This is a genomic window from Microcoleus sp. PH2017_28_MFU_U_A (assembly GCF_020738035.1).
Classification (GTDB): Bacteria; Cyanobacteriota; Cyanobacteriia; order Cyanobacteriales; family Microcoleaceae; genus Microcoleus.
Window position 1 is genome coordinate 59,477 of record NZ_JAEQCX010000026.1, and the last position, 23,090, is coordinate 82,566.

17 protein-coding genes are annotated in these 23,090 nt (G+C 47.7%); 8 read left to right on the plus strand and 9 right to left on the minus strand.

Annotation, left to right across the window (positions count from 1 at the left end):
• Positions 1-59: 59 nt before the first annotated feature.
• On the minus strand, positions 60-2,675 hold the full coding sequence (gene acnB, locus JGK14_RS02745; RefSeq protein ID WP_325314736.1) for a bifunctional aconitate hydratase 2/2-methylisocitrate dehydratase: 2,616 nt from the start codon (positions 2,673-2,675) through the stop codon (positions 60-62).
• Between the two features lie 41 nt (positions 2,676-2,716).
• On the opposite strand from acnB, the gene JGK14_RS02750 reads away from it, so the two are divergent.
• The 3 genes from JGK14_RS02750 (at position 2,717) to JGK14_RS02760 (ending at position 7,417) form a co-directional block, all read left to right on the plus strand.
• On the plus strand, positions 2,717-2,917 hold the full coding sequence (locus tag JGK14_RS02750) for a hypothetical protein (protein ID WP_293185518.1): 201 nt from the start codon (positions 2,717-2,719) through the stop codon (positions 2,915-2,917).
• A gap of 234 nt (positions 2,918-3,151) precedes the next feature.
• Positions 3,152-7,129, plus strand: a complete 3,978-nt coding sequence (locus tag JGK14_RS02755) for an EAL domain-containing protein (protein WP_293212230.1) — start codon at positions 3,152-3,154, stop codon at positions 7,127-7,129.
• A gap of 102 nt (positions 7,130-7,231) precedes the next feature.
• Positions 7,232-7,417 (plus strand): hypothetical protein, encoded by a 186-nt coding sequence (locus JGK14_RS02760; RefSeq protein WP_293185516.1) that lies wholly within the window; start codon positions 7,232-7,234, stop codon positions 7,415-7,417.
• 176 nt (positions 7,418-7,593) lie between these two features.
• Here JGK14_RS02760 and JGK14_RS02765 read toward each other — a convergent pair whose 3' ends face one another.
• Both JGK14_RS02765 and JGK14_RS02770 read right to left on the minus strand, forming a co-directional pair.
• A complete protein-coding gene (locus tag JGK14_RS02765; RefSeq protein ID WP_293185514.1) occupies positions 7,594-12,153 on the minus strand; it encodes a PAS domain S-box protein in 4,560 nt (1,519 codons plus the stop codon).
• A gap of 481 nt (positions 12,154-12,634) precedes the next feature.
• Positions 12,635-12,760, minus strand: a complete 126-nt coding sequence (locus tag JGK14_RS02770; protein WP_293185513.1) for a hypothetical protein — start codon at positions 12,758-12,760, stop codon at positions 12,635-12,637.
• 124 nt (positions 12,761-12,884) lie between these two features.
• Between JGK14_RS02770 and JGK14_RS02775 the strand changes: the two genes are divergently transcribed.
• A complete protein-coding gene (locus JGK14_RS02775) occupies positions 12,885-13,010 on the plus strand; it encodes a hypothetical protein (RefSeq protein WP_293189251.1) in 126 nt (41 codons plus the stop codon).
• A 619-nt stretch (positions 13,011-13,629) separates the two neighbouring features.
• Here the strand turns inward: JGK14_RS02775 and mdh are convergent.
• The 5 genes from mdh to JGK14_RS02800 all read right to left on the minus strand — a co-directional run bounded on the left by mdh (position 13,630) and on the right by JGK14_RS02800 (position 17,087).
• The gene (gene mdh, locus JGK14_RS02780; protein WP_293185511.1) at positions 13,630-14,583 is read right to left on the minus strand and encodes a malate dehydrogenase; all 954 of its coding nucleotides are present in this window, start codon (positions 14,581-14,583) and stop codon (positions 13,630-13,632) included.
• Between the two features lie 177 nt (positions 14,584-14,760).
• On the minus strand, positions 14,761-14,976 hold the full coding sequence (locus JGK14_RS02785; RefSeq protein WP_293241989.1) for an NAD(P)H-quinone oxidoreductase subunit O: 216 nt from the start codon (positions 14,974-14,976) through the stop codon (positions 14,761-14,763).
• Between the two features lie 364 nt (positions 14,977-15,340).
• A complete protein-coding gene (locus JGK14_RS02790; RefSeq protein ID WP_293185508.1) occupies positions 15,341-16,300 on the minus strand; it encodes a DNA-formamidopyrimidine glycosylase in 960 nt (319 codons plus the stop codon).
• Positions 16,301-16,335: 35 nt separating this feature from the next.
• Complete coding sequence (locus JGK14_RS02795; RefSeq protein WP_293185507.1) at positions 16,336-16,638, minus strand: photosystem I reaction center subunit IV; 303 nt, start codon at positions 16,636-16,638, stop codon at positions 16,336-16,338.
• 233 nt (positions 16,639-16,871) lie between these two features.
• A complete protein-coding gene (locus JGK14_RS02800; protein ID WP_325314737.1) occupies positions 16,872-17,087 on the minus strand; it encodes a hypothetical protein in 216 nt (71 codons plus the stop codon).
• Between the two features lie 203 nt (positions 17,088-17,290).
• On the opposite strand from JGK14_RS02800, the gene JGK14_RS02805 reads away from it, so the two are divergent.
• Positions 17,291-19,336 (plus strand): ATP-binding protein, encoded by a 2,046-nt coding sequence (locus tag JGK14_RS02805; RefSeq protein ID WP_325314738.1) that lies wholly within the window; start codon positions 17,291-17,293, stop codon positions 19,334-19,336.
• Positions 19,329-21,548 (plus strand): hypothetical protein, encoded by a 2,220-nt coding sequence (locus JGK14_RS02810; RefSeq protein ID WP_325314739.1) that lies wholly within the window; start codon positions 19,329-19,331, stop codon positions 21,546-21,548. The genes JGK14_RS02805 and JGK14_RS02810 overlap by 8 nt, the downstream gene beginning before the upstream one ends.
• A 21-nt stretch (positions 21,549-21,569) precedes the next feature.
• Here JGK14_RS02810 and JGK14_RS02815 read toward each other — a convergent pair whose 3' ends face one another.
• Entirely contained in the window at positions 21,570-21,926 is a 357-nt protein-coding gene (locus JGK14_RS02815) for a hypothetical protein (RefSeq protein ID WP_293323884.1), read from the minus strand.
• Positions 21,927-21,939: 13 nt separating this feature from the next.
• Between JGK14_RS02815 and JGK14_RS02820 the strand changes: the two genes are divergently transcribed.
• Both JGK14_RS02820 and JGK14_RS02825 read left to right on the plus strand, forming a co-directional pair.
• Positions 21,940-22,494 (plus strand): Uma2 family endonuclease, encoded by a 555-nt coding sequence (locus JGK14_RS02820; RefSeq protein WP_325314740.1) that lies wholly within the window; start codon positions 21,940-21,942, stop codon positions 22,492-22,494.
• 82 nt (positions 22,495-22,576) lie between these two features.
• Positions 22,577-23,090 (plus strand): RibD family protein (locus JGK14_RS02825; RefSeq protein WP_325314741.1); only part of this gene is annotated, 514 nt, incomplete at its 3' end.

A 23,090-nucleotide genomic window follows, 5' to 3' on the forward strand; every position in this document is an offset into this window, starting at 1 on the left:
CTTAAACCAAGAGGGTTCAAGCCCAACAACGTACCTTATCTTTCGCTCGATCCGCTATATTACTTGCTCAACACACCATCGGGAATCCCCAAAATATCCTCAATCCGAGGCATATCTTCCAAAGCAATCACTCGCCCTTCATCCTCAAAGCCCGCAATCTGATCGAAATTTAAATATCGATACAAATCACCAGCAAAAGGATTGATTTTCTTCGCCACAATCTCTTGGTATTCTTCGACTGTGGGAATTCGACCCAACAGCGAACAAACTGCGGCTAATTCCGCAGAACCGAGATAAACTTGCGCGTCTTTACCCATGCGGTTGTTGAAATTACGAGTCGAAGTTGAAAACACGGTTGTCGCATCTTTAACCCGCGCTTGATTGCCCATACAAAGACTGCATCCCGGCATTTCTGTGCGCGCTCCAGCCGCTCCAAAAATGCTGTAATAACCTTCTTCTTTCAGTTGCTGTTCGTCCATCCGAGTTGGCGGACAAATCCACAGGCGAGCTTTCACTTCCCCTGCACCTTCCAACACCTTCGCAGTGGCGCGGTAGTGACCGATATTTGTCATGCAGGAACCGACAAATACTTCGTCTACCCGATCGCCCGCAACCTCACTCAACAGCTTCACATTATCCGGGTCATTCGGCGCAGCCACAATCGGTTCAGTAATCTCATTGAGATCGATTTCGATGATTTCCACATACTCCGCATCAGCATCCGCCTCAAGCAACACCGGATTAGCCAGCCATTCCTCCATCTTCGCCACCCGGCGCATCATCGTCCGCGCATCTTCATAGCCCCGCGCCACCATATTTTTGAGCAGCGCGACATTAGAACGAATGTACTCAGAAACAGTCTCAGCGCTCAATTTAATCGTGCATCCGGCGCAAGAACGCTCGGCCGAGGCATCGGTCAATTCAAAAGCCTGCTCGACCTTCAAATCGGGCAAACCTTCAATCTCCATAATCCGCCCAGAAAAGATGTTTTTCTTATTCTGTTTGGAGACTGTCAGCAAACCTTTTTGAATTGCTACGTAGGGAATCGCATTCACAACATCCCGCAGCGTTACTCCCGGTTGCAATTCACCTTTGAACCGGACTAGAACCGATTCCGGCATATCCAAAGGCATCACGCCCAAAGCAGCAGCAAAAGCTACTAATCCCGAACCCGCCGGAAAGGAAATTCCTAACGGAAAACGAGTGTGAGAATCGCCGCCGGTTCCGACTGTATCTGGCAATAACATCCGGTTCAGCCAAGAGTGAATGATGCCATCTCCGGGACGCAAAGCTATGCCCGCGCGCTGTGACATAAAATCGGGCAATTCGTGGTGAGTTTTGACATCCACTGGTTTCGGATAGGCAGCGGTGTGACAAAAACTTTGAATTACCAAATCGGCGCTAAATCCCAGACAAGCAAGTTCTTTTAATTCGTCCCGAGTCATGGGGCCGGTGGTATCTTGGGAACCGACTGTGGTCATTAATGGTTCGCAAGATGTGCCGGGACGAACGCCGGACAAACCGCAAGCTTTTCCTACCATCTTTTGAGCTAAGGTGAAGCCTTTTCCGGTATCGGCGGGAATAGTTGGACGGGTGAAAATAGGGCTAATTTCTAGTCCTAAAGCTTCGCGAACTTTGTCGGTTAAGGTGCGTCCGATTAATAGGGGAATTCGACCGCCGGCGCGCACTTCGTCGAGGATTGTGTCGGGTTTGAGGGTGAAGGTGGAGATGATTTCTCCGGCTTCGTTGGTGATTTCGCCTTTGTAGGGATGGATGGTGATTACCATGCCGGTTTCCATTTTGGCGACATCGCATTCGATCGGCAATGCGCCGGAATCTTCAGCGGTATTGAAGAAAATCGGGGCGATCGCACTTCCTAGAATATATCCGCCGTTGCGCTTGTTTGGTACAAACGGAATATCGTTACCAATGTGCCACAACACGGAGTTAATCGCCGATTTCCGCGAGGAACCTGTGCCGACAACATCGCCAACGTAGGCGACGGGATGGCCTTTTTCTTTCAATTGGGCGATCGTTTCTAAGGCCCCTGGCATCTTGCTTTCGAGCATCGCCAAAGCGTGCAGGGGAATGTCCGGCCGCGTGGTAGCCTGAGGTGCGGGAGACAAGTCATCGGTATTGGTTTCTCCGGGCACTTTGAAGACTGTAACAGTAATGGCTTGGGCTAGTTCGGGGCGGCCGGTAAACCACTCGGCATCAGCCCAGGAATCGACTACCTGCTTCGCGTAGGGATTGGTATCCGACAGGGCGAGAATGTCGTGGAAGGCATCGAATACTAACAGCGTTTTGCTCAGAGCCCGGGCTGCGGTGGCGGGGATAGCGATTTCGGCAGTAGGATTGAGCAAGTCGATTAAAGATTGGACGTTGTAACCGCCCATCATTGTCCCCAGCAGGTAAACTGCCCATTTGGGAGCAATTAGGGGGCTGTGGATTTCACCTTTGGCGATGCCGGTTAAAAAACCAGCTTTGACGTAGGCGGCGCTGTCTACGCCTGGGGGTACGCGATCGCGCAATAATTCGATTAAGGCTTCTTCTTCTCCCGGTGGCGGATTTTTCAGCAATTCGCAGAGTTCCGACGTTTGCTGGGCGTCTAGCGGCAGCGGCGGAATTCCCAATGCGGCTCTTTCGGCAGCGTGAAGGCGGTAAGATTCAAGCATTTTCTCTCTCTCCTCGGATAGTTTTGGGTAGTTGTTTGCAGATGGCATTACTTTTTAGATTAGGGGCTGGCGCTGCATATTTGGCAAGCTACCCCGCCATACATGAAAATTTAACGCAAGTTCAGAAACTCTACATTTTCTTACCAGAGACAGATGCGATCGCCACTGGCATTCCACCTAAAACTCGATCCGAGCAGTTTTGGGGAGCTGACTTGCATGAGTTTTGGTTAAGATTAATGTAGTGGGGCACTGTCGATCGTTCTCTACATATGCAATCATCAGTCACCACAAGTTTCAACAGTTGACAGTTGACAGTTGACAGTTGACAGTTGACCGAAGGAGAGCGACCTCTACCCTTAAGTCCGAGGATTCGAGTAATGAATAGTCTGATTTTTATTTCTCCCTCACTCGTGTTCCGGCTTTCAACCAATTTTTTCTGGTAAAAAAAGTTACCTGCTCAATGGAACAATTCAAAAATGGAAAGTTTTATCCCTGAAAACGGTGAAGACTGTCAGGGCTGTGCCGCCAAGCCAGACTTGTACGAAGAATTGCAAGAAACCAAAGAATTGCTGCTGACGATCGCCAATTCGATGCCGATGCCCATGATCGTCAGCAGTCTACCTGACGGCATAATTCTTTATAGCAACGATTTATGCCGTCAGGCTTTCGGCCTGAGAGCATTTCAGTCGATCGACCACCAGCCAGCCTCCATCCTCTACAACAATCCCGCAGAACGGCAGCAACTACTGGAGGATCTCGCTCGCAACGGATACGTCCGCGAGACAGAAGTCCGCCTCAAAAAAGCTGACGGTACCCTGTTTTGGGCCACTGTATCCATGCGGTATTTGACATTACTGTCGGAAAAAACTGTGCTGTCGGTGTTCTGCGACATTACCGAGCGCAAGCTAGCCGCCGCTAAAGAGCAGGAATTGCTGGCGTCAATCCACTTGCGGGCCCGCCAGCAAGCGGCCGTCGCCTACTTGGGACAGCAGGCCCTAGCCGAAACAGACTTGTCCGCACTGATGGACAAAGCTGCGGTGTTAATTGCCCAAACCCTAGATGTCGAGTATTGCCAGTTTTTGGAACTGTTGCCTTCTGGCCATGCTTTTCTGTTGCGAGCGGGGATTGGCTGGCAGCCCGGACTTGTCGGTAACGCTACTGTTACCGCTTCTAGTCGATCGCAAGCAGGTTACACATTGCTAGTTGGTGAACCGATAATCGTCGCAGATTTGCGAGTAGAAACCCGCTTTAGCGAGTCGCCACTGCTGCACAACCACCAGGCTGTCAGCGGCGTCACTGCGATCGTTCCCGGCAATCGAGGACAGGCGAAAAAGAACTGGGGACAAGCAGAACCTGGGAAGACTGCTGAGTCGGCTGTCTGGGGCATTTTGGGGGTACACAGCAAGCAAGAGCGCGTTTTTAACCAGGATGACGTTTATTTTGTAGAAGCGATCGCCAATCTGTTAGCTGCGGCGATCGATCGCATTCGATCGCAAGAGCGCTTGCAAATGATGGAACGGGCGATCGAGAGTACCAGCAACGGCATTGCGATCGCCGACGCCACAGTTGCAGATAATCCAATTATTTATGTCAATCCCAGTTTTGAGCGGATCACCGGTTATAGCAGAGAGGAATTAATTGGTAAAAATTGCCGATTTTTACAGGGAAAAGATACCAATTGCCCCGCTGCAAAAGAGCTGCAAACTGCCATTCGAGAAGGGAAAGAATGCCAAGTGATTTTGCGTAATTTTCGGAAAGATGGAACACCTTTTTGGAACGAACTTTCTATTGCTCCCGTATACAATTTTCGGCGACACTTAACTCACTTTATTGGAGTTCAAACCGATGTTACAGACCGCCAGCGCTCGGAAGAAGAATTATTTTTAAAGTCTCAAGATTTAGCCACATTCAGTGCCAACCTCAAACATTTGCACCGGATTACAACTTATCACTATCAAAACTTTCAAGAACTGGTTGATGATTATCTGACAGCAGGCTGTTTAATTTTTGGACTCTCTATTGGTATTATTGCTCAAGTTGAAAGTCAATCTTTTCTGATTCGCTCCGTCAAAAGCAACATCAAATATTTTAACAAAGGCTTAAAATTAAATCTTAGCGATACTTACTGTGCAGCAGTAATCAAATCCCAAAAAACCATGGCGTGTTCTCACATCAAAGAAATACTGAAAACTGGCGACCATCAAGTTTATCAAGATTTGAACATAGAATCATACATTGGCACACCGATATTTGTCAACGATAAAATTTATGGTACTTTGAGCTTTTGTTCGCAAAAAGCCAGACATAAAAATTTTGAATCGCAGGCCAGAGAAATCATAGAACTGATGGCTCAAAGCATCGGTAAATTTCTGGCAGTTCACAGAATGGAAATCGAACGCCAGCGAGCCGAACAAGAGCGCTGCGAGCTGATAGTATCTCTCCAAGAAAGTGAAGAACGCTATCGTCGTTTAGTAGAACTATCTCCCGAAGCGATCGCCGTTCACAGTCAAGGAAAAATCGTCTACATCAATGCCGCTGGCGCTAAACTCCTCGGCGCCAGATCTCCGGCAGAGCTCATCGGCTTTCCGGTATTGGATATCGTTCATCCAAACTATGTCGAAAAAGCCAGAGAACGGATGAGACAAGTCGAGGAAGAAAATCAGCCGATCGAGCTTGCCGAAGAAAAATTGATGCGGCTTGACGGACAAATCATAGACGTTGAAGTTGCCGGCATCCCTGCTATTTATCAAGGCTCAGCCGCCGCCCAAATTATTATCAGAGATGTCACCGAGCGCAAGCGAGTAGAACAGCAACTACTGCACGGCGCCTTTCACGATTCGCTGACGGGTTTACCTAACCGCCTTTTGTTCATCGACAGGCTAGGACAAGCGATCCGCCGTTCCAAACATTCCCCAGATTACAAATTTGCCGTCCTGTTCCTAGATTTAGACCGCTTCAAAATAGTTAATGATTCTTTAGGACACATTCTTGGGGATAAACTGCTAATTGCCCTAGGGCAGCGGCTTCAGGATTGCGTGCGCGTTTCCGATACAGTCGCCCGGTTGGGGGGAGACGAATTTACCATTCTGCTAGACCGCATTCAGAGCTTCAGCGACGCCACCCTAGCAGCTAACAGGATACAAACAGAACTGAAGATTCCGTTTAACCTCGAAGGGCATGAAGTATTTACCACCGCTAGCATTGGGATTGTTTTCAGTCGAGGTGACTTAGGAATAGTAGAAAGTGACGAGTTGAACGGCCAGCAGAGTGCTTTATACAGCCATCCCGAAGAATTCCTGCGCGATGCTGATATTGCTATGTACCGTGCTAAAGCTTTGGGTAAAGCCCGCCACGAGGTGTTTAATTTGGCGATGCACGACCAAACTATCTCCCTCTTGCAGTTAGAAACAGACCTGCGATTAGCTATTTTTGGCAAGGAGGAATTAGGGAAAAGTAAGGATGAATGTTCGCACTTTATTGTCCACTACCAACCGATTTTTTCCCTCGCCAGCGGTGCGATCGAAGGTTTTGAGGCTTTGGTGCGCTGGCAGCACCCGATTCGGGGTTTAGTACCGCCTTCTACTTTTATTCCTGTAGCTGAAGAAACAGGCTTGATCGTGCCTCTGGGAGCCTGGGTGCTGCGCGAAGCTTGCCGACAATTGCGCGTTTGGCAAGAAATGTTGATGGAAGAAGGAAGAAGGAAGAAGGAAGAAGGAAGAAGGAAGAGGGAAGAGGGAAGGGGGAAGAGGGAAGAGGGAAGAGGGAAGAAGGAAGAGGGAAGAGGGAAAAAATTCCCAATTACCAATCTCCAATTACCAATCCCCGATTACCAATTACCGATTGCCGATTCCCAATTCGCGATTCCCAATTCGCGATTCCCAATTCCCAATTTCCAGTTACCAATTGTCGAGCCTTCACAATTAACAATGAGCGTCAATCTTTCTCCAAAGCAGTTAGGAATGGCGAATTTAATTGAACATATAGATGAAATTTTGGCAGAAACTGGCTGCGCTCCGAGTTGTTTGAAATTGGAGATCACTGAAAGCGCGATCGTAGAAAATGTGGCTAAGGCTAATATTGTACTCGCCCAATTAAAAGGTAGAAATATTCGATTGTCGATCGACGATTTTGGTACGGGCTATTCGTCTTTGAGTTACTTGCACCGCTTTCCGCTGGATACGCTGAAGATCGATCGATCTTTTGTGAGTCGCTTGGGGGCGATCGAAAACGGCAACGGCGGGGGTCAGCCTTTGCAGATTGTGCGGGCGATCGTAACTTTGGCTCACAATTTGGGATTAAATGCGATCGCCGAAGGTGTGGAGACAGCCGAACAGTTAGCCCAGCTTCGGGCACTCGACTGCGAATTAGCTCAGGGATATTTGTTTTCTAAACCTTTGGACAGTGGCGCAGTGACAGAAATGCTGATAAATCTGGGCAATATCAAGTCGGGTTAACATCTGTTTCAAGAAATCTGTCTATTTCTACCTAAATTTACTCATTTACCCAGAATTTGAAAACTGGTGACAATAGCTGTATAATTCATTTGCGCTTGATTCATGCGAGTTGCTCCCGGCTTAGTTGGTGTGACAACCGAACAAACACCAGGCACGAATGAATCATTAACTACAATTCAATATTTTTACCTCAAAGTCGCAAACTCTAACTGGGGAATTGTGGTCAAGCCTACTGTTGAGCCCAAGCCGAGCAGTAAGCAAGCAGTGATGCGCTACTTTTTACATTGAGGAAGTTACACCGCAGACTTGGACTGACTCTAGTTTTGCTGTTCATGAGTAGATTTAGATAGGTTGTTAGAAGCGGTTAGGAATGAGATACCTAGAAATTAACTTTTAGGTATGTTGTTGCGCTTAAGCGCTCTTTCATAGATCGAGAGCGCTGAAGCGCAACAACGTACCTATGATTAGCGATTAGCTTTGAGCGGAATCTCGATCGCAAATTGGGCACCCTCTCCCGGCGCAGAAGTGCATTTCAACGAGCCGTTGTGTCTGTCTGTAACAATTTGATAGCTAATTGACAAGCCCATCCCAGTGCCTTTCCCCACAGGTTTAGTGGTGAAAAATGGGTTAAAAAGTTGATTGCGGACAGTCTCTGTCATGCCCGGGCCGTTGTCAGCAATCCGAACTAATATTCGATCGGGTTTTGGCATTTCAGTCCAGATGCGGATCGAGCTGGGATTTTCCCGCATTTGCTCGACAGAAAGCCGCGCATCTCTTTCTTCCAAAGCATCTAAAGCATTGCTCAAGATATTCATAAATACTTGATTTAGCTGTCCGGCATAACATTCTACTAACGGCAATTGACCGTATTCTTTGATCACCTCTATTTCGGGATAATTGGGTTTTGCTTTGACCCGGTGCTGCAAAATCATCAGAGTGCTATCTATACCGTCGTGGATGTTGACGGCTTTCATTTCTGCTTCGTCCATGCGGGAGAATGTGCGTAGAGATGCAACGATGAGCTGAATTCTGTCTGCACCGACTTTCATTGACGAAAGCAGTTTCGGTAAGTCATCCATTAGAAATTCGAGTTCAATTGCTTCGACTTCCTGTTGAATTTCCGGCACCGGATCGGGATAGTAGTTTTGGTAAAGTTCGATCAGGTGCAGCAAGTCTTGAGTATATTCGTTAGCATGGCTGAGATTGCCGTAAATAAAGTTAACTGGATTGTTAATTTCGTGGGCAACTCCTGCGACGAGTTGACCGAGAGATGACATTTTTTCGCTTTGAATTAACTGCGATTGAGCGCTGGTTAATTGCAGCAAGGTTTGCTCTAATTCGCGAGCTTTATTGCGAGTTTGGGCGTAAAGATCGGCTTGGTTGAGGGCGATCGCCAATTGAACTGTAATCGCTTGCAACAATTCGACTTCGCTATCGCTCCAGGGCCGCACAACATTGCTGTTGCAGCAGGTAATTGCGCTCATTACCCCGGAAAGTGCCTGCATGGGGATGGCTAATACAGATTGGTAGCCCATCCCTCGAATGGTTTGTTTCCAAGCAGGATCTGCGACTGTTTCGACATCATCCAGCCGCACTATTTCCATATGCAATATTTGTTCTCCAACGGGGCCAAAATCTGAAGCCCGATAGGGACCTGTTAAATCGGGAAGTTGGGGGTGGCGAGATTCTTTAATAATTTCCCAGAAAGGCTCCTCCCCGTCTTCGCGATACCAGGCAAAGTTGCAGCGATCGATCTTCAGGAAAGCGCGAATTTCCTGAACTGCGACTGTGACGATGCTGTCGAAGTCGAGGGAATTGCGGATTTGAGCGGTGAGAATGTTGAGCAATTTTTCTCGATCGGCTTGCTGCTTGAGTTGGGCGGACGATCGCCTCAAGGCAATTTCTGCTAGTTTGCGATCGGTAATATCTTCGGTGACAGCTAATAGATATTGCGGTGTGCCATCAGCATCGAGTATTGCTGTTTTCTTGGTGTGAAATATCCGCGATTCTCCTTGGCCTGTTTGAATATCTTCTTCGGCGATTTCTACCATCTGCCCGCTGTCGAGCACTTCCCGGTCTTTGGCGGTGAAAAGATCAGCTTGTTCTGTGGGGAAAAAGTCGTAATCATTTTTGCCCATAACTTCTGCTGCACTGAAACCGAGCAAAGTTTCGGCTGCGGGGTTCCACAGTACAAATCGCAACTCTTTGGCCTCCTTGGCAACTACTCCTACGGGTATGGTTTTGAGGACTGATTCCATAAATTGTTGAGCGCGTTGCAGTTCTGCTTCTGCCTGTTTTCGATCGCTAATATCTCGCACGTTGGCAATGATGTTAACATTGCCGTTAAGATTGATTTTGGACAGGGCAATTTCTGCATCAAAAGTTGAACCGTCGTTGGGACGCCTCGCTTTCCATTCCATGCGACCTGTTTCGCCGGCTAATACTCTAGCCCAAAGTTCTGCCGTTTGTTCTATGGGATTATCGCCGCTTGAATAGTCGTTGATAATTGATAATTTTGTTGCTTGTTCCTGGCTCACTCCGTACATTTCTAACATTCGATTGTTGACATCGAGAATGTTTCCTTCTAAATCGTGAATGAAGATAGCATCGTAGACATTGTTAAAGATTGTTCGCAGGTTTTGTTCGGAAACTTGCACCGCTGCTTCTGCAAGTTTTCGATCGCCAATTTCTTGTTCTAACTGAGTGACTGCTTGGGAAAGTTCGGCAGTGCGATCGCTCACTCTGTCTTCCAACTCGGCTGCTGCTTGTCTCAGGGCTTCTTCTGCAAGGAAGCGATCGGTAATGTCGATCGCCGTGCCGAACAATTTTAGCACCTTGCCACTGGCATCGATTTCGGCGCGGCCCAGGGTGTTGAGGTGTCGCAAGGTACCGTCGGGGCGGTAAACGCGGAAGTCAAAATCAAAGGGGATGCCGAAGTCAACTCCCCGCTGTACTTCTGTATGCCAAAATTCTAAATCTTCTGGATGGATCAGAGCGATTTGCTCTTCTCGGCTGGGTGCTGTGGCCGCTGGTTCGAGTCCGTGGATGCGGAAGAGTTCCTCTGACCAAGTGACGGTTCCCGTTGTTGTATCTAGTTCCCAATTGCCGACGTGGGCTAGTCTTTGGGCTTCTTGTAGCTGTCGCTGGCTTTCTCGGATGGCTGTTTCGGCAACTTTGCGATCGTTGATGTCGAGCAATACACCGGAAAATACGATTTCGCCGGTTTCGCTGCGGGTGGGAATTGAGTCGCCTTGCCACCAGCGAATCTCGCCATCGGGCTTGACTAACCGCCCTTCGTAGTGCCACAGGCAGGTATTTTCAACGGCTTCGTTGATGGAAGCGATGAAGCTTTCGAGGTCTTCGGGGTGGACGTGGGAAATGAAAGAGGCGATGTTTCCCATCATTTCTGCTGCGGTGATGCCGGCTATATCTGCGATGCGATCGCTCATATAGTCAACTCTCCACACTCCATCGCGGCTGCAAAATTGAAACAGAGCTCCGGGGATGGTGGCTGCGATCGTCCGGAACTTGGCTTCGCTGACACTGAGGGCGGCAAAAGTCTGTTGCAGTTCGGCGGTACGGGCTTCTACTCTGCGCTCTAGTTCGGCGTTTGCGTGTTGCAAGGCGGATTCTGCCCGTTTGCGATCGGTAATGTCGGTGGCTGTACCGGTGGTGCCGAGGACGTTTCCGCTGTCGTCGTACAGGGCTATGGCATTGAACATCAAATGTTTGATGCTGCCGTCTTTGGCGATTTGGGTGCTTTCGTGCTGAAAAACTGATTCTCCGGCCTTGAGGCGGGCGAAAACTTCTAAATCTTTCTGGCTTTGTTCTGGTGTCATAAAGTCCGAGAAAGGCCGATCGAGCATTTCTGCTGGTTCGTAACCGTAGATATATCTAACTGCTGCGTTGACGAAGGTGAAACGCCCCTGGGCATTTACCGACCAAATCATGTCTTGGGAGGTTTCTACCAAACGACGGTATTTGGCTTCGCTGGCTTTGACGGCTTCTTCTGCTGCTTTGCGTTCCGTCATGTCCCGGGAGACGCCGACAGTCATTGTAATTTGGCCGTCTTCGTTGCGGATGGGTGCTTTGACTGTGCTAAACAGTCGCACTTCTGAGTCGTGGCGCGTCACCGGTTCTTCGGCAATTTGCAGAGTCTGTCCGGTTTCAAATACGAAAGCGTCATCTTTGATGTACTGGAGAGTATTGTCTGGATTGGAGAAAGGTGCGTCTACAATGCCTTGAAGTTCCTCTTCAGTCATGCCGTAATAGTCGCGGAATGCTTGATTTGCCCAAACGATTTTCGATTCTGGGCCTTTGACTAATACCATATCGGCGATCGAATCGAGAATTTGGTGATATTTTTGCTCGCTGTCGCGGAGTTTCTGCTGCGTCGATTCGATTTCTGCTAATTGTCTTTGGGTTTGCGAGTGCAATTCGGCCTGATAAATTGCAACTGCTAAATGTTCTCCTACTTGTTTGGCAAATTCGATTTCGTCTTCCTGCCAATCGCGGGGTTGACCGCAGGAGTGAATGCACAGCAATCCCCACAAATGTTGACCTTGTAGCAGGGGTACGACTAAGTTTGCTCGGATTTGAAATCGCTTGAGGATTCTGAGGTGACAGGGGCTCAACCGGGCTTTGTAGATGTCGCTGACAGCTTGAACGTAACCTTTGGCGTAGTTGGCTGCAAATTGTTCGCCGAAGCAGTGATCGTGAACTTTTGCACCCAGGGATGGGCTGAATTGGGGAAGTACGTCTTCTGATACTACTTCGCCGTCGTTCCAGTCGGATTCGGGAATGAACCGGTAAACGGCGACTCGATCGGCATTTAGGAGTTGCCGAACTTCGGTGGCTGTAATTTTGAATATTGTTTCTAAGTCTAAGGATTGACGAATTTTGCCAATCACTCCCATCAGCGCTTGCAGCTTTTTGAACCAGGTTTGAGACTGCATTTCTCTTTCTAGGTGAGCTAGCTTTTGGCGCAAGTCGGTTACTTCTTGATACAAATATTCATGAAACATATTGTTATTTGTTTAGTTATTTTGCGGTTTGGTATCGAGGTACATAGCATCCCAATAGCGCTCGGCAAGTTGAGCCTGGTATAGCAGTTGACAGTTGACAGTTGACAGTTGACAGTTGACAGCTTGCCCGCTTTAGATAAGGGTTGACAGTTGACAGTTGACAATCCCCAATCCAAAATCCCCAATCCAAAATCCAAAATCGTTTGATAGTTGACAGTTGACAGCTTGCTTAGAGAAGAGTTGACAGTTGAAAGCTTCGCTGGCTTAGATAAGGGTTGACAGTTGAGCGAAGTGAAGAAACAATCGAACGCAAGGGTTTGTGCCATGCGAGAACGTCCTAACCCTGATGGGCGCGGTTGCTGTAAATCTAAAAGCAGAGGGCAAATTCTCCTCCTTCTCCTAGCACTTAGCAGCTACTCGCGCTGCATTTCCGTATTTTTTCTAGATTGGGAGGTCGAACCAGGAGCTTAACTTGGTATATTTACTGTAAAAACGGGCGATCGGTGATGGGAAGAGTGCATAAATTGTCAATAATTGAGAGTTTTACCAGAAATAATTGGTTGAAAGCCTCTCCCTGAGCGGGAGAAATTAAAATCAGACTATTCATTACTCCAATCCTCGGACTTAAGGGTAAAGGTCGCTCTCAAACTGTCAACTGTCCCAGGTCAACTGTCAACTGTTGAATCATCAACCCGGTATCTTAAGGTAATTAAATCAGGGAATCTCCGAAAGTGAAAAGCAGAAACCCGGTTTCACGGCGCAAGCGCGCCCAGAGTCCTGAACTAATCTTGACATTTTTTTCCGATCGCCTGTGGTTGCAATTATCACCTTTTTCTGATTATCGCAAACTCGATTGATATTGTCCTAAGTTTGGCGATCGAATATCCTGTTGGGAGTGCCTCTATGAAGATTTGTTTGAATTTAGGCGATCGGCTTTTCTTGAGTTTTCTCTGGTTTTCTCGAATTCTCAACTTATCTGTTTTAAATTCGGTTTAATCCAGATTTTGGAGCTATGGAATCATTTCGATGATTTGCCGGGCCTTCAAATTATTTTATGATATCGCTTCTATTTATTAAACTTATTGAAATCCACCTCATTCGAGCTGAGTTTTCCGGTCAACCAGTTGGTTTTCGTTGTAGGCTCTGCTTAAATTAAACCAACAAAACCGATGCTCTAAGACTTTATTTCCTTTTGAGCGCTTTTGTTGGGTTGGTTAACATTTTTGATACAATATATTACTCAACTATATCACATTTTAGGCTAAAGTCAAGGAATTTTAGGTTAAATCGGGGCTGAGACAGAAACCTAGTTTCTTAACATAATAATTAAGTGAGAAAATCAAGAGGGGTAAAAATAATCAACCGGGCTTTTTTAGTCGAGACTGCGTAAGTCTTATTGATGAAATTGTCTCACCCGAAATATTGAGGCTGTACATTTTTTCGGGTGCACAAGCCGGATACTTTCTGCTGACTTGCTTAACCAGCATTTTTCAGTATGGTTTCGGCTTCCTCAATACTTTGCAAAACCAGTTTACCAGAATCCTGAAAAGCGGCTCTTTCTGCATCGCTAAGTTCGAGTTCCAGTATCTGTTCGATGCCCTGATATCCCAAGCGGCAGGGAGCACCTAAAAATATATCTTGCACGCCGTATTGACCGTTCAAATAAACTGAGCAAGGCAAGAGTCGCGACTGATTGAGTAAAATTGATTCTACCATCAAACAGGCGGAAGATGCGGGTGCAAAATAGGCGCTAGAATTCTTCATCAATCCTACTATTTCGGCGCCACCGTGGCGAGTCCGCTGTACGATGCGATCGATCGCCCCTGCATCCATCAGTTGAGCGATGGGAATGCCGTTGACTGTGGAATAGCGCGGTAAGGGAACCATCAAATCGCCGTGGGAACCGATGACTGTGGCGCACACTTGGGCAATGGAAACGCCCAATTCCATGGCAATAAAAGTTTGAAAGCGGGCGGAGTCGAGAATGCCGCCCATACCGATGACTCGGTGTTTTGGCAAACCGGAAGCTTCCCAGGCTAGATATGTCATAATATCTAGGGGATTTGTGACTACAATTAAGATTGCTTCGGGGGAATGGGCGATCGCCTGTTTGGCAGCTTCTGTGACAATTTGAGCATTGATTTTAATTAAATCTTCGCGATTGATACCGGGTTTGCGGGGGATACCGGCGGCAATGACGATGATATTTGAGTTGGCTGTATCTATATAATCATTTGTACCGACAATTTGGCGATCGTGCCGTTCGACTCCCCTTGCTTGCATCAAGTCCAAAGCAACGCCCTGCGGCCAACCTTCGACGATATCTAACAATACTACATCTGCTAGATTTTTCTCGGCAATTCGTTGGGCTAAGGTGCTACCGACTTTGCCTGCACCAATAATTGATACGCGGGTTGATGGGGGATTCATGCGATTTTAGATGCTAACTTTTAGATTTTAAGAATGAGCTTAAGTGCGATCGAGTGCACTGTATGTAATCTACGTTACCTTTGAGTGGGTACGTTGTTGCGCTTGGGCGCTCTTCGATCTATGAAAGAGCGCCCAAGCGCAACAACGTACCTAAGAGTTACGTCTATAACTGTGAGTTTACTTAAAATCTTCGAGTTGGTCTACGCGCAGCCAAATATTGGGGGTGGGGACTTTACCAAATTTGACGAAGGCGTACTCGCCGCGAACATCCATAACTTCGCCTTTTGTTTCAAATAGATAGGAGGAAAAGCGCTGATCGCTGGCTTGGGCTTCTAGGCTGTTTTCGAGTTTCTCGCGAATTGCGCGGACTATGCTACCTTTTTTGATTGCCATAATTTGCTCTGTTTCATTTATAAAAGTATACAAATTTTAATGCCGATTTGGCTTTAATAGTAGATATAACTGATGCACTCGAAGCAAGAAACCAGGTTTTTGAACTGAGATTGAGGGTTTGGAGCAAATATTTTGGTAAAAAACAAAGGTGATGGTGCCTCCTGCGTATTAGGTACGTAGTTGCGCTTCAGCGCTCTTTGATCGATGATCGTACCCTCCTGCGTATTAGGTACGTAGTTGCGCTTCAGCGCTCTTTGGTACGTAGTTGCGCTTCAGCGCTCTTTGATCGATGATCGTACCCTCCTGCGTATTAGGTACGTAGTTGCGCTTCAGCGCTCTTTGATCGAGGAACGTACCTTCCTGGTTATTTCTGACACGCGGGGCAGTAATGAGTCGATCGCCCTGCTAATTTTATCTTTTCGATCGGCATTGAGCAAGTACGACAGGGTTGACCGGCGCGATTGTACACCCAAGCGACGCCACCGTAGTTACCGTTGACGCCTTGGACGTTGAGAAAATTGCTAAAAGTGGTGCCGCCGGAGGCGATCGCCTGCTGTAAAACTTGAATAATAGCTGTATGAATGCGATCGATTTGCACTTCTGTCAAATCAGCGCACAGAGTTGTCGGCATCACTCCCGACAAAAACAAAGTTTCGTCAGCGTAGATATTGCCCAAACCCGCTACCAGTGACTGGTCTAGCAATGCTGTTTTAATTGGTCGCGCCCGTCGGTGCAGCTTGCGGGCTAAATATTCTGTGGTAAATTCGTCGGAAAACGGTTCCGGGCCTAGGACTTTGAGGCCGGTGACTGTACTGGAAACCTCGGTTTCTGCGGGGACGTACCACATTTGCCCGAAGGTGCGTTGGTCTACAAAGCGTAATTCTTGGTTTCCTGCAAAAAATAGGCGGACTCGGGCGTGTTTTGGTAGGGGTTCGGATTGGTTTACCCACAGCAATTGTCCGGTCATCCGCAGGTGAACGCCCAACCAGCCAGCATTTGAGGGCAGAAGGGAGAAGGAAGAAGATTGAAGAGAAGAACTGAAAGTTTGAGGTGAGAATTCTCCCACTCTCCCCCTCTCCCCCTCTCCCGATCTCCCACTCTCTCCCTCTCCCCCTCTCCATTGCGATAGTTCTGCCAGGAGGTATTTGCCGCGCCTGTACCAAGATGCGATCGACTTTCCTTTGAGTTTTGTCAAAAAATCGGTCGCAGAGATTGAGCGGGCGATCGAGCTATGTAACAGCACGTCTCCGCCCAATATTTCGCGATCGAGGGTAAGTTGGTTCAAACCCCGGCAAATAGTTTCTACTTCTGGCAGTTCTGGCACAATTAGCGCTCTTGAGTCTAGTTATTTGGTTAGCCTTATTTAGGAGCGCCGTCGGCTGGTGCTGCTGGTTTGGCTGCTGCTTTTGCTGCTGGTGCCTTTCCTGCGGCTGGTGCTGCTGGTGCTGCTGGTGCTTTGGCTTTGGCTTTGGGTGCTGACACTTCGATTAATTCGCTTTGGGCGAAGTTGTTGGTGTTGACGCCGGCATAATTGACGCTGCTAAAGCGAACGATAACTGGGTATTTAATGCCGCTTTGGTCTACCGTAGCAACGGTGCCCACTTCTTGATACCAGAAGGATTCTTTGCGGAGAATCCGGACTGTCGAACCGCGTTGAACCATGAGCTTTGTTTCCTTTGCGATGAATAAACGGATAAAGCCATTTTTTTTACTTTAGTCGATCGCGCGTCGCATTTAAAGTCTGTAACGAAATTATTGTGTTCGGCGCCGTCTTTTGGTTGTTGGTTTGTAAAGAAAAGTAAAGTTGTTTTGAGGGCGATCGCTGGTGGGACAAAAATAAATAAACAGACATTATCCGTTAAATACAAGCTGTGCGATCGGGTTGACAAAAAACTTTACAAATCCGATTTTGTGGGGTGGTGGGCGAATTGTATTTTTTGGGGCGGGAGGGATTGTATTTTTGGGGTGGGATGCCCAGCCATAAGAGGAGACGGCAGTGCCGTGTCCCTACCGATGATTTTGGGTAGGGACACGGCATTGCCGTCTCCTCCATAATTAATCGGGTTGATGATGATTTTGGGGTAGGGAAACGGCACTGCCGTGTCCTCCATAATTAATCGGGTTGATGATTTTGGGGTAGGGAAACGGCATTGCCGTGTCCTCCATAATTAATCGGGTTGATGATGATTTTGGGGTAGGGAAACGGCATTGCCGTGTCCGAATTTGCCGTGTTGTCGATTTGCGGATTAATTAACCTTGTATTTAATTATCTCACCGCGCTAAACTATTGCAAAGTGTAAGAACTATTTAAATTATGTCGTTAGTAGATTTAGCTAATACTAAAGTTCGGGTAATTGGATGCAGCGCGGTGATGGCTGTTGGGCAACTTATTTCAAGTGCGATCGCGAATCCGGCAACTCAAGCAGCAGCGGGGATGATGGGTGGCCCGATCGCCATTGGAGGCATTTCGATCTTAGCGACGATAGCTGCTGGTGTCGCGGGGAATATGGCGGCGAATGAACTCGGAAATGGGATGGCCGAACGATTGGGGAAAAATCCGAAGATTCTCGACAATCACGATTTGACTAAGGCGGCTGGTGAGGCGATCGGCTATATTTTGAGAGAGGTTGCGAAGTCCGATCGATTAAAGGTGATTGCACTTAGCAAAAATCTGTCTTCTCCAGAACGGGCTTTTAATGAATTAGCCGAAAAAACTCCCGGATACTGGCTGGATATTAACACGAGTACAGCCGATTTGTCAAGGGGTTTACAGATTTCCGAAGAGCAGCTAACTGGGATTTTTTCTGCCGATGCCGAGGAGTTCGATCGCGTTACCGGATTGACACCAGCAGATTGGGCAAGTTTCCTGGGGGAATTCGCCGCCACCGAGGGCAAATCCTTCGATGCGGAAATCGTGGAATTTGTGGCGGACAAACTGTATACAACTTTCCCGAAAGCGTACCGCGAAGTGCTGAAACTGGATGCAGCGAAGGGAGGCGAAAAGTTTGCGGCGATGCTGTTGAATCTCCACCAAATTGCTTTGACGGAATTGAGAGATTTGGGGCTGCAAAATGGGGAGATTCTGCAAAAATTGGAAGCCGTGGCGACGCAGCAGCAGATTTGTCAAGTGATGGTGAAGTTGGAGGCGATCGAAATTGGTATCCGCGACGATTTGGCGCAGATTCAGAATTTACTGGAACGATTTGTTGATACTTCCGCGCCGAGATTGCCGCTTCCCTACGAGTGCGAAACGATTATTCAAGACCGGACTCAAGACTTTACCGGACGGCGATTTGTGTTTGCAGCAATTGCCGAATTTTTGCAGAACAATCGCAAAGGCTATTTTGTTTTAGAAGCCGATCCGGGTGTGGGGAAAAGTTCAATTATGGCAAAGTTAGTGCTGCTGCTGAAGCGGCGGTGCGTCGCCCATTTTAACTCGCAATCTCAAGGCATTGTCCGCGCCGAACAATTTCTGGAAAATGCCTGCACTCAGTTAATTCGACGTTATCAACTAAATTACCCGCAACTGCCGGAAAATGCGACGAGAGATGGCAATTTTCTGAGTCGATTGTTGGGGGAAGTCAGCGCTAAATTGGGCGGCAAAAAGTTGATTATTGTCGTCGATGCCCTGGATGAAGTGGATCTCAGTTTGCAGGGGCGCGGTAGCAATGTTTTGTATTTGCCCGATGCTTTGCCGGATAATGTTTATTTTATTGTTTCCAAGCAGCCGAAAACTCTGCCTTTGCCAAATCATCAGGTTTTCGATCTGATGCAGTACAGTGCAGAAAGTTTGGCGGATGTCAAGGTTTATATTGACAAACGCACGGGGAACAGCGCGTCTATTCAGAGTTGGATTAACCGTCAAAATTTGCAGCGCGAACAGTTTGTGGCGGCGGTGGCGGAAAAAAGCCAGAATAATTTTATGTACCTGCGCTACGTGCTGAATGATATCGATAGTGGCAAGTACAGCGATGTGAATTTGCAAGATTTGCCGAGGGAGTTGGAAGGATATTATGACAAGCATTGGGCGCGGATGGAAATGGCGGTTAAAGATAAGGAATTGCGCCGCCGGAAGTTGAAGGTGATTTATTTGTTGACGAAAACTCGCAAGCCGGTTTCCTGCGATATTTTGGCGGATTTTGCTGAGGAAGATGCTTTGGATGTGCAGGAAGTTCTGGATGATTGGGAACAGTTTCTGCGGCGTAGCGGTGATAGTCCTCCCGATTACAGTATCTATCACGCGAGTTTCCAAAGATTTCTGCATCGTATAGATGTAGTGCAGAAAGCTGGGGTGTCGCTGCGGGATATTGAAACGGCGATTTCTGATAATTTGTGGGAGGATTTGTACGGCGATGAGTAAGTTTAAAGAACGGTTGGGGAAACTGTCGCCGAAAAAGCGGCTTTATGCTTTGGAAACTCTGCCGGGGCATTTGGCCCAGAGTGTTCAAGGGGAACGGCTGCATCAGTTGTTGACGGATTTTGATTTTATTGAGGCGAAGTTGGATGCGATCGGGGTTCAAGGGTTAATTGAGGATTACGATTTGGCGAGGGTTTCTGATGTTTTGCTGTCGGAGGGGAAAACGGGAACTTTGGGGTTGATTCAGGGGGCAATTCGGAAGTCGGCGCACGTTTTGGATGAGGATAAAACGCAATTGGCTGGGCAATTGTTGGGAAGGTTACTCTATTTTGAAATCCCCCAGATTCAGAAGATGTTGAAACAGGCCAAGCAGTGGAAAGATAGTCCTTGGTTCCAGCCTTTTAACACTAATTTGGAGCGGCCGGGAGAAGGATGTCTGCGAACTCTCACCAGTCATACTGGCGGGATAATTTCAATTGCGAGTACACCTGACGGCAAAAGAGTAATTTCCGCTTCATTGGATCAAACCCTAAAAATCTGGGATTTAGACATTTGCAGCCAACCGAAAGTTCTCATCGGTCATACTAAGTCCATAACAGCAGTTGCGATGACACAAGATGGTAAGCGAGCAATTTCCGCTTCACGAGATAAAACTCTTAAAATCTGGGACACTAACAGTGGCAGTGCCGTGAGAACCCTGATCGGTCATACTGACTCGGTATTGGCAGTGGCGATCGCACTCCACGGCAAACGGGCAATTTCCGCTTCATGGGATCAAACACTTAAAATCTGGGATTTAGAAAGCGACAGCCAGCCGAAAACTCTCATCGGTCACACTCAACCTGTAATAGCAGTCGCAATGGCATCCGACGGCAAACGAGCAATTTCGGTCTCAATTGATAACACCCTAAAAATTTGGGACACCGACAGTGGCACTGAATATAAAACCCCCATCGGTCATACTGATGGAGTAATGGCAGTTGCGATCGCACCCGATGGCAAGCTAGCAATTTCCGCTTCAACCGATAAAACCCTAAAAGTCTGGGATATCGACAGCGGCATCAAACTCAGAACTCTCATCGGTCATACTGGCTATGTATTAGCAGTCGCGATCGCGCCTGATGGCAAACGAGCAATTTCTGCTTCAGCCGATAAAACCCTAAAAGTCTGGGATATCGACAGTGGCACCGAACTCAAAACTCTGACAGGTCATACTGACAGAGTGATGGCAGTCGCGATCGCACTCTTCGACAAACCAGTGGTTTCGGCTTCATCGGATAACACCCTCAAAATCTGGGACATCGACAGCGACACCGAACTCAGAACTCTCATCTGTCATACTGACTGGATAAATGGAGTCGCGATCGCACCTGATGGCAAACGAGCAATTTCTGTTTCAGCCGATAAAACCCTAAAAGTCTGGGATATTTACAGTGGCAAAGAACTCAGAACTCAGACCGGTCATACTGACAAAGTAATGGCAGTAGCGATCGCACCCGATGGCCTGACAATGATTTCGGTTTCATGGGATACAACCATAAAAATCTGGGACATTGACAGTGGCAAAGAACTCAGAACTCTTGTCAGTCATATGTCATCGGTAAATGCAGTAGCAATCACACCTGATGGCCTGACAATGATTTCGGCTTCATTGAATAACACCCTAAAAATCTGGGAAACCGATAGTGGTAGAGAACTTAAAACTCTCACCGGTCATACTGACTGGATAAATGGAGTCGCGATCGCACCCAACGGCAAACAAGCGGTTTCTGCTTCATCGGATAAAACCCTAAAAATCTGGGATATCGACAGCAGTAGCGAACCAAGAATTCTCATCGGTCATACTGACAGAGTATTGGCAGTCGCGATCGCACCCGATGGCAAACAAGTGGTTTCTGCTTCTAAGGATAAAACCCTAAAAGTTTGGCACATCGACATCGGTTGCGAACTCAGAACTCTCACGGGTCATACTAGCGGGGTAACATCCGTTGTGATCGCCCCTAACGGCCTCATAGCGGTTTCCGGTTCATCGGATAACACCCTAAAAGTCTGGGATTTGCTTAGTGGCAAAGAGGTTGCTAGCTTCAGCGGAGAGTATGGATTTGAGTGTTGTGCGATCGCCGCTGATGGAGTGACAGTTGTAGCGGGCGATCGATCGGGCCGGGTGCATTTCCTGCGATTGGAGGGAGTTAAACAGTTGACAGTTGACAGTTGACAGTTGACAGTTACCCGGCGGTTAGAAACCGCGTCTACACAAACAATGTCCGCCTCCGCGGACGAAGAGGGTATTCGGAGATGGAAAATCATCGGGTAAATCTTCAACCCGCGGAGGCGGGTTTTGTCTGTGTAGCCGCGGTTTCAACCGCCGGGGTTTTTGGGTTGATGGATTGATGGGGCGATCGGGTTTTTTGTGGATGTGCGATCGCATTTTTTGTGGATGGGCGATCGGGTTTTTGGATTGACGGGCGATCGGGTTTTTGGATTGATGGGCGATCGGGTTTTTGGGTGGATGGGCGATCGGGTTTTTGGGTTGATGGGCGATCGGGTTTTTGGGAGAAATGTGCGATCGACTGTAAAATAACAATAAAAACACAGGAGTAATCGCCGTGAGCGTCACAACTGTAAAATGGACGGTTGCAGACTACCACCGCATCATTGCAGCCGGCATTCTGGAAGGGCGAAAAGTTGAACTAATCGGTGGAGAAATAATCGAAATGGCTCCCGAAGGAGAATCTCATGCTTACTGTAGCGATGAGGCTGGAGAGTACCTAATTTACTTGCTAGGCGATCGGGCTAAAGTGCGACAAGGTAAGCCCATTACCTTGCCACTTAACAACTCCGAACCCGAACCAGATATCGCTGTAATTCAACGTTTGGGACAAAATTATCGAGAACATCATCCCTATCCAGAAAACATCTTTTGGCTGATAGAATACTCCAATTCTACTCTGACTAAAGACTTGGGAATTAAGAACAAAATTTACGCCGCCGCCGGGATTGCCGAGTATTGGGTTGTCAATTTGCGAACTATGGAATTAATCGTGTTTCGAGATCCTACCGATGCTGGCTATCAATTCAGAGAAACTCTGACTCACGGTAATATTAATCCCCTCGCTTTTCCAAATGTTTCAGTTGCGATCGATCGTTTATTCGGGAATTAGGTAAATGAGGTAGAAACACTCGGCGATTTCAACCGCTGGGTTTTTTGTATTCTAAAATCCCGAACCCTAAATCCCAAATCGAATGATTCACACAACAGTAATACTCGCCATGAGTGCCGATGGCAAAATTACAGATACCGCCCTCACCGCCGCCCGATTCGGTTCAGCTAACGACAAATCTCACCTCGAACAACAAGTCGCCGCCAGTGACGCAGTTTTGTTCGGAAACGGCACTTTACGCGCCTATGGAACCACTCTGAGAGTCTTTTCACCCGATTTGCTAGAACAAAGGAAACTGCAAGGAAAGCCCCCACAACCGGTGCAAATTGTGTGTTCGCGATCGCGCAAATTTGACCCCAACTGGCGATTTTTCCAGCAACCGGTTCCCCGCTGGTTGCTGACTGGAAATGATACAGATGTCAGCAACAGGCTAGAAGCCCGTTCCACAATAGATGAATTGTCTTGTGGAACAGGCATCTTGCCTGTTGCTGAGCACAGGCTAGAAGCCCGTTCCACAATAGATGAATTGTCTTGTGGAACAGGCATCTTGCCTGTTGCTGAGCACGGGCTAGAAGCCCGTTCCACAATAGATGAAT